The sequence below is a fragment of the Cytobacillus kochii genome, from assembly GCF_044790165.1.
In the GTDB taxonomy this organism is placed as follows: domain Bacteria; phylum Bacillota; class Bacilli; order Bacillales; family Cytobacillaceae; genus Cytobacillus; species Cytobacillus kochii.
In genome coordinates, this window is the sequence record NZ_CP085254.1 from 2,271,597 (window position 1) to 2,283,997 (window position 12,401).

Sequence of the window (12,401 nt, forward strand, 5' to 3'; positions counted from 1 at the left end):
TCGTTTCTTATCGCCTTCCACCACTCGTAAATTTCTTAATTGAATACCCTTTAGTTCATTTTTAGAAAACATAATAATTGATTGAATAATTTACACGCATTGATGGGGCGCAGTAGCAAAACGCGAAATTGTTCACTTATGTCATCTGAAATGCTAAAAAACTCTAACCTTTGTTCTGATGTAAGTTATGCTCTTCCTCTTAACGACATCTTATAAAATTGCTTGGCATTGATGTTGATACAGGGGTGTCTTTATGTTTCCCTTTTAAATTATTTTTTTAGCCTGCTTCCTTCTCTAAATAACAATAGGTAGTTGTACGAGAAATCCCCCCATTTAGCAACATCCTTTATAGGTGGTCCGTTTGCCACAATTGTTTTCTGCATTACTATTTGCTTCCTATCTAATTTTACTGGCCTTCATCCTCATCTACATCTTGCCTTCGCTGCTATTCTTCAGCTTGCTGTACGTACTTAAATAAGATTTCGTTCAAATTCTGCAAATGCCGTGAATAAATGAAACATCAACTGGCAGGTTGCAGTTGATTTATTCAGCGTAATGTTTTCCTGTAACCTGTGAAAGCTAATACCTCGACTATTAAGATCATTGACAATTTTTAAGAAGTGCTGCATGTTTCTCTCTAACGATCAAGTCACTAACCAATAACAGTGTCACCTGGACGAACAAACCGGAGAGATACCTCAAATCCTTTTCTTTACTCTTTTGGTCCACTCATTTTGTCAGTTAAAATTTCTTCACAACCATGAGTTTTTTAAAGCTTCTATTGCAAGCAAATTACTATCATAGAGAACCGTCATTTCTAATTATTCCCAAAAGTAATTGTACCATAACTTAATGCAATAGCTATTAAGGAAAAATAGATTTATTAACAGAGTTAATGTAAATTATTTATAATTAAATATAGAAAACTAGATTACAAAATATTGTGTACAGAAATGATGACTTTCCGGACTGAACTCAATAATAAATTAATCTTCTATTTGTATATTTCGTTTTACTCTTTTCGGTAATTTATCTCTCTTTATATGAATGAACAAAACCCCAAATAGCGTTATGATTCCTCCTATAACAGAAAGGGTAGTCGGTACCTCTCCAAGCCAAACCCAAGCAATCAAAAATGTAAGTGCTGGTGTTAAGTAAAGCGAGCTTGTCGCCTCTGAAGCTCCTACCCGAGATGTTACATAAGCTAATGCAAGATAAGGAATAACCGTAGGAAAGAGACCTAAGTACAAAATGCTAAGTGTTGATTCTATAGAGGATCTTATTATTTCCTGACCCAGTCCCGGGAGATAGAAAAGCATAAAAAATGTACCTGCCCAAATCGTATAGGTAGTAAAAGCAAGAAATCCATACTTTATTAAATACCGCTTTTGGAAAACGAAGTATAAACTTTCTGAAAAGGAAGCTAAGAGAATAAATAAAATTGCAGTATTAAATTCAAAATGATCTCCTGTCCCAAACGATATCAATATAGCGCCCAAAAAACTTATAATAGACCCAATCCACCTTATAAATCCAAACCGTTCACGCAGAAACCAAACGGCTAATAGAGCAGAAAAAATAGGAGTCATAGATACAATTAGGCTTGCAACACCAGCACTAACCGTTTTCTCTCCAATATTTAAAGCTGTATGATAAACCGTGAAACCTAAAAATCCTAACAATAAAATAGCTGGAACATCCTTTATTTCCGGTAAATGCATACGAGTGAGTAAAGCAATTATTACGAGGGCTAAAGAACCAACTAGTAATCGAAAAAGGGCAAGATGTTCAGGTGTATAGGACTCTAATCCAACCCGAATACCAGGAAAAGCTGAAGCCCATAGAAAAATCGCAAGACTATGAGCGACTATAACATTAAAACCCCATTTTTTTGCCATTTGAACACATCCTTTGAGAATACGAAACCAACCAATATTATTTCTGGTTCCTATTATTTCTAATCTTAATCAGTATTTGATAGAATGTCTTCAACCAGTTGGACAATTTTCAACCCAACCACTTTGGAATAAAAATAGAATGTGAAGGGGTAACTTATGGATGAAATCAAATAAAAAATATCCGAAATATCAACAAATTGTGGATGATATAAAAGAGAAAATTGCACATGGAGAATGGCCTATCGGAAGCAAAATTCCAAGCCAACGTAAATTAGCCAAGAAATTCGAAGTAAATCGGAGCACTGTTATCACTGCTTTAGAAGAATTAATGGCTGACGGGTTAATTGAGGGTAAAATGGGAATGGGAACAATCGTAGTGAATAATACATGGACATTACTAGCTACAAATCCTCCACCTGATTGGAACGAACATGTCAAATCAGGTTTACACAAACCGAGTCAAGCAACAGTTCAAGAGATTAATCAAGCCGAATCTAACACCAACCTTATTCAGCTTAGTAAAGGCGAACTTTCCAAAGATCTATTTCCCTTGGAAACAATGAAGCTCGTAATGGGAAGAGTTTCTAACAAAATGGAGGCATTCGGATATGAAGAACCAAAAGGATTTATGCCATTACGAGAAGCGTTAAGCAACTATTTAAGAACAGTGGGTGTTCATGCCTCACCTTCATCCATATTAATTGTTTCTGGAGCATTGCAGGCTTTACAATTGATTTCAGTTGGCTTACTACACAGGGGGTCATCCGTTTTACTTGAAAAGCCTTCCTATCTTTATTCTCTACATGTGTTTCAATCTGCTGGAATGAAGCTTACAGGTCTACCCTTAGATGAACACGGTCTCTTGACTAATGACATTTCTATATCAAAGGGCCAGGAAGGCAGAGCAATTTTATACTCTAATCCTTGTTTTCATAATCCGACAGGGATTTTAATGTCTGAAAAACGACGCCAAGAGCTCCTTGAAGTATGTGAAAAAGAACAACTTCCAATGATTGAAGATGATATTTATCGGGAGTTATGGATCGATGAACCACCTCCTTTCCCTTTAAAAGCAAAAGATAGAAATGGACATATTTTGTATCTTGGTAGTTTATCTAAAACATTAAGCCCGGGTTTAAGAGTCGGTTGGGTTGTCGGCCCCGAACCTGTGATTGAACGATTGTCCGATATTAAAATGCAAACCGACTATGGTTCTAGTTCATTATCCCAAAGAGTTGCTACTGAATGGTTAACAAGTGGGCTATATCAGCAGCACCTTGAGTCTGTAAGAGAGCAGCTAAAAATAAGGCGAACAGTAGTGTTAAAGGCTTTAGATACTTATTTGAAAGATATAGCCCTTTGGAATGCACCAAAGGGAGGGTTTTTTATTTGGTTAAACATTTTGCCTAAACTATCAATGAGGGATCTTTATGTAAAAGCATTAGCTGAAGGTATTCTTCTTAACCCAGGGAATATATATGCTCAAGAATCGGACCGTTATATTCGCATTTCCTATGCGTATGCCTCATTAACAGATCTTAAAAAGGGAATCCTTAAAATGAGTCAAATCATTCGTGAATTAGTAAAGTGTTAATAAAAAATCCTCTTCCAATAGAAAATTGGTTGAGGATTTTTGTTTGCGCTTCCTGTTCTGTTGATTATTGAAAAAATTATGAAGTCTTTATGAGGGTATTTTCCTCAATCTTTTTATAACATTTACAATTAAACAGATTCTGGTATTGCTATTATTGTTATTGTTCCATTTCAAGTAGGTTGAGATCAAATGATATCTTTTTCGACCATTGTCAATACAATCTGGACTGAATTCCAAGCAGCCCCTTTTAATAAATTATCTGATACAATCCAGAGGTGGAAACCATATGGATTGTCAGGGTCTTTTCGAACTCTTCCAACAAACGTTTCTGTTTTTCCGACTGCGTAAATAGGCATTGGGTATAGTTGATTACTTGGAGAATCCTGCAAAACAACGCCCGGTGCCGAAGATAATACTTCTCTTATTTCATCAACAGTTGCTACTCGTTCCAATTCAATATAAACAGATTCAGAGTGCCCTGTTACAACTGGCACTCTGACACAAGTGGCAGCCATTTTTAGGTTAGAATCTTCGAATATCTTCTTCGTTTCTTGAATTATCTTTACCTCTTCAAAGGTGTAATCATTTTCAGTAAATACATCTACTTGCGGCATTACATTAAAAGCAATTGGATAATGTTTTTTATCTTTTTTTGCAGGCATTATAGAAGCGGTAGCCTCTTCACCCACGAGTAGTTTCATTGATTGATCTTTTAACTCATTGATGGCATGTATTCCAGTTCCTGATACAGCTTGATATGTAGAGACAATAATTCTTTCTAAACCAAATAATCTTCTAATCGGCTGAAGTGCTGTCACCATTTGTAAAGCAGAACAATTGGGTACAGCAATAATCCCCTTGTGTTTAATAAGAGTATGGGCATTTACTTCTGGAACAACAAGTGGGACTTCAGTTGACATACGATATTCGCTAGTATTATCAATCACCACTGCGCCACTTTCGACCGCGAAGCTTACTAATTGTCTGGAAACTTCTCCGCCAGCACTAAAAAATGCGATATCAACACCCTTAAAGCTTGTTTCCTCCGCTTCCTTAATGATGATTTCTCGACCTTTGAAAGAAATTTTCTTACCAGCAGATCGCTTCGATGAAAGAAGAGTGACTTCGTTTATATCAAATTGAGTTATCTGCTCCAGCAAGTTAATAATTTTCTGGCCAACTGCACCAGTAGCACCTACAACAGCGATATGATAGCTCTTTTTCCTCATATTATTCTCCTCCGTTAATTAATTTTAAGAAGTGGAATAGGTCCATTTTTTTATTCCTACTTTTACTATAATGGAAGACTTATTATTTGATAAATTGAAATATATGATATAATCATTCATAAATTATGATACTAAAAAGAGGTTTAGCTATGGAAATGAGACATGTTAAGACTTTCTGTGCTGTTGTTAAATATGGTGGATTCTCAAAAGCAGCGCGTGAATTAGATTATGCACAATCCACTGTAACAACGCATATTAAAGCTTTGGAGAACGACTTACAATCTCCACTTTTCGATCGGTTAGGGAAAAAAGTGCTTTTAACAAAATCTGGGCATCATTTTCATCCTTATGCGTTAGAATTACTTGCGATTTACGAAAAAGCACAAGAAATTCCAAAAGATAGCAATCATCCTGAAGGTACGCTTACGATTACTGCGAATGAATCTTTAGCTGTCTATCGATTACCAAATATCCTACAAAAATATAAACTGATAAATCCTAAAGTAAATATTGTTCTTGAGACGGGAACAAATGAACAAGCAATTAAGAAGCTGAGAGACGGAGAAACAGATATCATTTTTTTGATTGGACAATCAATGGAGTACGATGAGCTCATTACGACTCCTTTGTTTGATGAGACCTTAGGTTGGGTTTTACCGGCTGACTTAGCTTCATGTGATAATCCATTAAAGATATTAAAGGATTATCAGTTTATCTATACAGAGAGAAATTGTGGGTACAGAACCATGGTGGATAATTACATACGTATGAGTGGACAGATGCCTGACAGAACATTTGAAAGTTCAAGTATTGAAGTGATTAAACAATCAGTTTTGTGTGGGTTGGGCCTTGCTATTCTTCCTTATATTGTTGTGAAAGAAAATTGTACCAATAACGAACTAATCTTTAAGCCAATTGAAGCATCACAACTTATTAAAAGTAATGTGATTTATCATAAATCCAGATGGATTTCTCCAGTACTACAATCTTTTCTTAGTATATTAGAAAAGTAGAGTAATTTAATGTATGATTAAATACTATTATTTTTTCAAACAGTTAGTAACGATTTTAAAAAGCCTTACTATGTTTAAAATGTAGTAAGGCTCTTGCTTATATAGTTAAATTAAATAACCAAAATCGACGTTCTTAATATCAAATTTAACTTAGCGTATGTTTTCCCGCGTATTGCTACCAGGCCCCCTTGATTTGGAAGAGACCAATGTCCTCTGAAATATAATGAACTCGAACTCAAAAAAATCAATAATATGATAATAATTAGCCCAATCTACTTCAGAGTATGCAAAAAGTACTCTCATCTATAATCGTAATAATTTTTCTATATCTAATCATTTAAACACTTCGATCCGAGCAACTCCACTATGAATAATAACAACATCATTCATCTACTTTGAAAATTATTGTATCTCGATAACATTAGTTACTATAAAATTATTATGTAAACTAATCCCCCTTCAGGTTGCATGTATACAAAAAATTATTACAGTGAAGCAAATAAGGGTAAATTACCGGATTAGTTGTAAATTTTGTATAAAAATTTATTTTATTATATGATAGCCCCGATATTTTTGTAATAATATACTTTTAAAATTATAATTATGCATGGTGATTTTCCATAAACAAAGGATTATACTTGCTTTTTCCAACATGTGTTGTAGTAATATCTTTAATATTAGTTTACTATTTACACTTATTGTAAAGGAGGAATCAAACTGAATAAAATATAACCCGTAAACTATTTAAGCCATTTTTATAGTATTATAGTCTAAAAGGTTTGCCGCTTACATAAAGTGGATATGTCATAAGAAAGGAGAATTTACATGAAGACGATAGAGATAAAAAGATTTTCTGTTGGTAGTGTTGTAAAAAGCACTTTGTACTTATTATTTATCCCCATTATTGGAATGATTATTTTCGGATTATTTTCTTCATTATTATTGTTTACCGAAGATGGTGTCATCGCCTTTACTGGCATTTTATTTATGCTTTTATTATCTGTATTGTATGCGGCCATTTATTTTGGCATACTTGCACTCATGACCGTTATTTATAATTGGTTAGCTGGAAAGTTTGGTGGCTTAACGATGGTAATTGAAGAGAAAGAGTAAAGAAGCTAGGCTGGGATCATTTCATCCCAGCCTTACTGGTGTTTTACGAGTTTAAATGTAACATTTTTTTATGGTAGATTCGAATGACTGTAAAGATAATCGCTGTTACCCATATGAGTGCGACAGCACTATACACAATGGGATAAACCTCTTCATTACTAATCCATGTTTGTACAATTGTTTGAATGTTAATGAGAATGATGAATCCTCCAACAAGCACCCCCATTAATTGTGGATTTAATTTCTGTACAAGCCAAGCAGCGATCGGTGCTGCAATTACACCGCCTACCATGAGTGCTCCCACCCAAAGCCAATTTACCTCGTTCCATCCTAAAGAAATAAGAAAACCAATGGATGCAGAGAGGGCAATCGCAAATTCACTTGTGTCAACAGTTCCAACAACTTTCCTTGGGCTTACCCCTTTTTTTGAAAGCAATACTGGTGTTGTAACAGGACCCCAACCGCCACCACCTGTGGCATCAGCAAATCCGGCTATAAAACCTAATGGAATCGATTGCTTTTTACTGAGATTGATTGATGACTGGTGGCTACTTTCCTTATATTTAAATAAAAATCGTATGAAGATAAAAACACCTAATAGTAAAAGAAAAAGGGCTATATATGGCTTAGCTAAATCACCTGGGATATTACTTAAAAATGTGGCACCTAAGAACGCACCAATGGAACCAGGGATGATTAACTTATATACTGTTTGTTTATCTACATTGCCAAATTTAATATGTGAGATACCTGAAGCAGCTGTAGTGACAACTTCAGCAAGATGTACCGATGCGGAAGCAACAGCAGGTACAATGCCAAAAGCAAGTAAAAGCGATGTAGAAGTCACTCCGTATGCCATTCCGAGAGCACCATCAATTAACTGTGCGAATAAACCAATAAAAATAAAAATCAATAAATTTTTCATGGTAACACCTCTTTCGTTAAATAAAAAAAGGCAAAATCTATTGTCTAGATTTTGCCTTCGGTTGACCGAACAGCAGCTATATGTAATGCTTTTAAGCTCTCTCTTTGTTGTCTATTATTTACACGGAATTCATCTGCTAGTACCTCTTGTAAATAGTCATTTTTTTCAATTTCACTTATAGGCAATTTTTTAACCAACTGCCTATATTCGGCAAGAAACGTTGTATACTCCGTCCAACTTTCATCAAATTGTTTACTTAATTGTTGTTTTAATGCTCTTGTTAACTTTGGACTACTGCCATTTGAAGTAACTGCTACTTGCAGATGCCCTCTCGTTACAGTAGCGGGGAAGAGTGTATTGCCATCCGTTAATTCATCTACTACACAAACTAACTTTTGCGGGGTTAATATTTCGCCAAACTGCTTATTAATCGCCCGATTATTGGTGGCGAGAATACAAAGAAACGCATCCTCGAAATCAGCCAATTCAATCTCTCTTTCTATGCATTGAAAATGATTTTGTTGCACTAATTCCAAGACTTCATTTGAAAATGCAGGTGCGATGAAAGTAATATTGGCTCTTTGTTCTAATAATACTTTCGCTTTGCGTGCGGCAATCCTCCCACCTCCCGCAATGACAATTCCCTTATTACTTAAATCAATAACGAGTGGTTGCAATCTTCTGGGCCCCCTTTATTTAAATATTGTATCAATCGAAGTTGTATGCTGGAGATGCGACTTAACGGTTCAATGATGAAAGTCTGATCGCCTAAAGCTCTTTTTTGTTCCGTAAATTGCTGCAATTCGTCTAGTAATAACCCTGAAAATAATAAGTAAGGGATAATAATTACTCTATTTTTTGTACGACTCTGTGATATATGGTAGCCCTCTTCAAGACGAGGAGTGGCTGCAGCAAGAAAGCAGGAGGTTACGTTGTTCACAGCTAACCTTGCCTTTAACCCAGTTGTAATTAAGTTGAAATCCTTATAAATGTTCATGTCGCTACTTCCACGTCCTACTACAAGGAAATGATCTTTTTCGGTAATGGGAGAATATTTTTCGTTTATCAAATCACATATTCCATCTAAAATATAGCTTTGGACGCCAAAAGGTGGATGCAAATTGATTTTAATAGCTGAAAAGCGCCTCTGCAATGATAGTAGAAGGCCAGGAATATCCTTCTTGTAATGCCCTCCTTTTAATAAAAGTAACGGAATGATTTCAATTTCCCGTGCTCCTTGATGAACACAAGCTTCTATTCCTTGCTCAATCGTTGGGGCACATATTTCTAAATAGGAGCATTCTTGTATAGGGACATTTACTTGTTTCATGATGGTCTGCAAAAAACATTCTACTTCCCGTATTCCTTTTTTTGACCTTGTGCCGTGAGCAATATAAAGGATGGCTTTCATTCGCTATGAACCTTCTGAAGGGCCGAGCCATTTTCAATATACCAGTTCAGTTCGTCTCGTAGTTTAACGACTTCCCCAATAATAATCATACTTGGATTGATAATTGCTTCTTCTTCCGCTACCTTTACAATCGATTTTAATTTTCCAGTTATCGTCCGTTGTTTCAATGTTGTTCCCCACTCCACAATAGCAATTGGGGTATCACTATTTTTTCCGCTTTTAATAAGATGATCGACAATGACAGGCAATTGTGAAACACCCATATATATACAAAGTGTATCAACTCCATGTGCTAAGTGATGCCATTTTTGGTCAGCAACTGAGTCACCCGCTTGATGACCGGTAATAAATGCAAAGCTTTGACTGATTTGCCGATGGGTGACAGGAATGCCGGCATAGCTCGCAGCACCAATGCCAGCAGTAATCCCGGGAATCACTTCAAATGGAACACGATGTTTCACACATTCAAGGGCCTCTTCTCCTCCACGACCAAACACGAAGGGGTCCCCACCTTTAAGGCGAACAACTGCTAATCCTTTTTTTGCATATTTTACGAGGAAATTGTTGATCGTTTCTTGTTTCATCGTATGATAATGAGGAAGCTTCCCACAATAAATCAATTGTGCCTCTTCTCTCGCAAATGATAAGATTTCCTGATTGACTAGTCGATCATATAAAATTACATCCGCTTGCTGAATTTTTTTAATTGCTTTTAATGTTAGTAATTCAGGATCACCACAGCCTGCACCAACAAGGTAAACATAACCCTTCATTTATCCGCCTCCATCATTCATCTAATATAAAACCGATTTTTTTCGTTATCCGTTTCTTTTCTCTTAACGTTACTTCGTCTATCTCTGGCAACTTTAAGTAATATTTTTCTAGTTCAATATCTAACTGGGTAAATGCTTCATCATCAGAATCAGCTACAATGACTGCTGGAATTTCCTTATTTACCAATGACAATTCAAACCTATATAGAAAGGCCATCTTTATGATTCTCCAATACAATATTTAGTTGATCTTGCAAAGATTGTGTGCCATTTCTTTGCACAAAAGTATAAAAGTTCTCACCTGACATTTTTTCTTTGTTAAAAAAATGTAGTAGATGTTCAAGTGTATCTGTGAGGAAGTTGGCTGGTACTTTTCCTTTTAACTTTTTGTTAAACTCTCCGCCAGATTCTAACGTTCCTCCAACATACACTTCATAAGCTTCTTCCATTTCCTTATTCTTGTTTCGTACCATCACACCTTGTAAACCGATATCGGCTATTTGCCGTTGACCGCAGGAATTCGGACAACCGATCATATGCATGCGTACCGGAACATCAACAGTTAAGCGACGATCGAGTTCTTCTGCAATTTGGCGCATTCTTTCCTTTGTCTCAACTAAGGCTAAGTTACAAAATTGGATACCTGTGCAAGAAACGGAATGTCCGATAAAGGAATTCGGATTCACTGTAATTCTATTAAAAATGCGTTCGGCAAGTAGCGATTCTACATGTTCTTCTGGGATATGTGGAATAATCAAGTTCTGTGAATTACATGTTCTAATTTCACCTTGACCATATTGATCAGAGATTCGAACAAGTTCAAATACTTCATCAGCTGTTAAACGGCCGACAGGTACATTAAAACCGATGAACTTAAGCCCTGATTGTTTCTGATCATGGACGCCATAGAAATATCCTGCATTCCATTTCTTCACGGGTTCAACTCCTTTAGAAGGCAGTTTCCCTGTATATTCTTCAAGTTTTTCTTTAAATTTCTCTACACCCCAGTCAGCAATTAAAAACTTTAATCTAGCACGATGACGTTTATCTCGATAACCGTAATCTCTGAAGATAGTGGTTACGGCAATAGCAATCTGTAGCACTTGCTCTTTTTCTACAAATATATCAACCGTTTCTGCCAGAAAAGGCTTAGCAGATAGGCCTCCCCCTACTTTTAAATGAAAGCCTTGTTTTACTTCACCATCGATGTTTTTTTCAGCCGGTGTAAATGAGACACAGTTAATTTCTGCATTAGCGGCGTTGTGTAAGTTTGTACTGATAGACATCTTATATTTTCTTGGTAAATTCGAAAATTCCTCATTAAATTGAAAGTACTCATACACTTCTTTGACAATATCTCTCGTATCAAATAATTCGTTAGGGTCGATGCCTGCGATTGGATTTCCGACTATATTCCTCGTTATATCCCCACATGCACCAGCACTGGAAAGGCCAACACTTTCTAATCTAGTAAAAATATCAGGGATATCCTCAATTGTTAACCAGTGAAATTGAATCGCTTGTCGCGTCGTAATGTCGAAAATCCCGCGACCATAATCTTTGGCAATACCAGCTAGAATTTTCGCTTGTTCCTTCGTTAGTATTCCTGAAGGTACATTCACACGCATCATAAAATAACCTGCTTCTTTAGGCTTTTGCAAATACAAGCCTGCCCATTTAAAAAGATCCCATTGGTCTTTAGGAATAGACGTGAAGCCATTCTTTGCATAATGTGGAATGTCTTCATAAATTTTCAGCCCATCTTTTTCGAGTTTAGCTAATTCGGTTTTGTTTAGTTTTTCATTATTTGACCAATGCTTTGTATAAGCCATTGTCTACAACTCCTTAATGATTTGTTGTTGTTGCAAAAACGTTAGTATTTCCGTTATTGCTTCCTCTACTGATAACCGGTCGGACCTAATAGTTAAATCCGGATGTTTAGGAGGTTCATAAGGTGAATCGATTCCGGTGAAGTTTTTTATTTCACCTCTACGCGCTTTCTCGTATAATTTCTTCGGGTCTCTTTTCTCACATTCTGCCAACGGGCAGTCAATAAATATTTCAAAAAATTCATTGGAGGCAAACTGCTCACGCACACAATCACGGTCAGCTGCGAATGGTGAGATGAATGCCGTAACAACAATTGTTCCACTATCAACAAACAGTTTAGCTACTTCCCCAATACGGCGGATATTTTCTGTCCGGTCTTTTTCAGTAAAGCCTAAGTCTGCATTTAGACCATGTCTGACGTTATCACCATCAAGGACATATTCCTTCATACCTTCTTCAAACAATTTGGCTGATAAAGCATTTGCCAAAGTTGATTTTCCAGAACCAGATAACCCAGTAAACCATAATGTACAACTACCATGTTGCTGCTTTAAGCGACGTTCCTCTTTGGAAATGAGCGTATCGTGCCAAGTAAGATTACGGCTCCCCATATAA

Annotated in this window: 13 protein-coding genes; 3 read left to right on the plus strand and 10 right to left on the minus strand. The window is 36.2% G+C overall.

The features are described 5' to 3' along the window. Positions 1–470 precede the first annotated feature (470 nt). Positions 471–629, minus strand: a complete 159-nt coding sequence (locus LG276_RS11800; protein ID WP_224936440.1) for a recombinase family protein — start codon at positions 627–629, stop codon at positions 471–473. 357 nt (positions 630–986) lie between these two features. Then, a complete protein-coding gene (locus LG276_RS11805; RefSeq protein ID WP_224936441.1) occupies positions 987–1,898 on the minus strand; it encodes a DMT family transporter in 912 nt (303 codons plus the stop codon). Positions 1,899–2,058: 160 nt separating this feature from the next. Here LG276_RS11805 and LG276_RS11810 point away from each other — a divergent pair, with 160 nt between their 5' ends. After that, positions 2,059–3,492, plus strand: coding sequence for a PLP-dependent aminotransferase family protein (locus tag LG276_RS11810; protein WP_224936442.1), 1,434 nt, complete (start codon positions 2,059–2,061; stop codon positions 3,490–3,492). 185 nt (positions 3,493–3,677) lie between these two features. Here LG276_RS11810 and LG276_RS11815 read toward each other — a convergent pair whose 3' ends face one another. Then, a complete protein-coding gene (locus LG276_RS11815) occupies positions 3,678–4,721 on the minus strand; it encodes an aspartate-semialdehyde dehydrogenase (protein WP_251161601.1) in 1,044 nt (347 codons plus the stop codon). Between the two features lie 125 nt (positions 4,722–4,846). On the opposite strand from LG276_RS11815, the gene LG276_RS11820 reads away from it, so the two are divergent. Both LG276_RS11820 and LG276_RS11825 read left to right on the plus strand, forming a co-directional pair. Continuing rightward, positions 4,847–5,734, plus strand: coding sequence for a LysR family transcriptional regulator (locus tag LG276_RS11820; RefSeq protein ID WP_251161602.1), 888 nt, complete (start codon positions 4,847–4,849; stop codon positions 5,732–5,734). A gap of 825 nt (positions 5,735–6,559) precedes the next feature. After that, on the plus strand, positions 6,560–6,847 hold the full coding sequence (locus LG276_RS11825; RefSeq protein WP_095373301.1) for a SoxR reducing system RseC family protein: 288 nt from the start codon (positions 6,560–6,562) through the stop codon (positions 6,845–6,847). 43 nt (positions 6,848–6,890) lie between these two features. On the opposite strand, the gene LG276_RS11830 is transcribed toward LG276_RS11825, so the two are convergent. The 7 genes from LG276_RS11830 to cysC are packed head-to-tail and all read right to left on the minus strand — an operon-like array spanning position 6,891 to position 12,397. Next, positions 6,891–7,772 (minus strand): sulfite exporter TauE/SafE family protein, encoded by an 882-nt coding sequence (locus tag LG276_RS11830; RefSeq protein WP_224936446.1) that lies wholly within the window; start codon positions 7,770–7,772, stop codon positions 6,891–6,893. Positions 7,773–7,816: 44 nt separating this feature from the next. Then, on the minus strand, positions 7,817–8,449 hold the full coding sequence (locus tag LG276_RS11835) for an NAD(P)-dependent oxidoreductase (protein ID WP_251161603.1): 633 nt from the start codon (positions 8,447–8,449) through the stop codon (positions 7,817–7,819). Further along, positions 8,425–9,183: a sirohydrochlorin chelatase gene (locus LG276_RS11840; protein WP_251161604.1), complete on the minus strand. Its 759-nt coding sequence runs from the start codon at positions 9,181–9,183 to the stop codon at positions 8,425–8,427. The genes LG276_RS11835 and LG276_RS11840 overlap by 25 nt, the downstream gene beginning before the upstream one ends. Next, positions 9,180–9,956, minus strand: coding sequence for a uroporphyrinogen-III C-methyltransferase (cobA, locus tag LG276_RS11845; RefSeq protein ID WP_224936449.1), 777 nt, complete (start codon positions 9,954–9,956; stop codon positions 9,180–9,182). Before cobA ends, LG276_RS11840 begins: the two co-directional genes overlap by 4 nt. Before the next feature lie 13 nt (positions 9,957–9,969). Beyond that, positions 9,970–10,173 carry a DUF3906 family protein gene (locus tag LG276_RS11850; RefSeq protein ID WP_095373296.1) on the minus strand — a complete coding sequence of 68 codons (204 nt, stop codon included), beginning with the start codon at positions 10,171–10,173 and terminating at the stop codon, positions 9,970–9,972. After that, a complete protein-coding gene (locus LG276_RS11855; RefSeq protein WP_404294339.1) occupies positions 10,157–11,788 on the minus strand; it encodes a nitrite/sulfite reductase in 1,632 nt (543 codons plus the stop codon). The genes LG276_RS11850 and LG276_RS11855 overlap by 17 nt, the downstream gene beginning before the upstream one ends. Before the next feature lie 3 nt (positions 11,789–11,791). After that, positions 11,792–12,397, minus strand: a complete 606-nt coding sequence (gene cysC, locus LG276_RS11860; RefSeq protein ID WP_251161606.1) for an adenylyl-sulfate kinase — start codon at positions 12,395–12,397, stop codon at positions 11,792–11,794. Positions 12,398–12,401 lie beyond the last annotated feature (4 nt).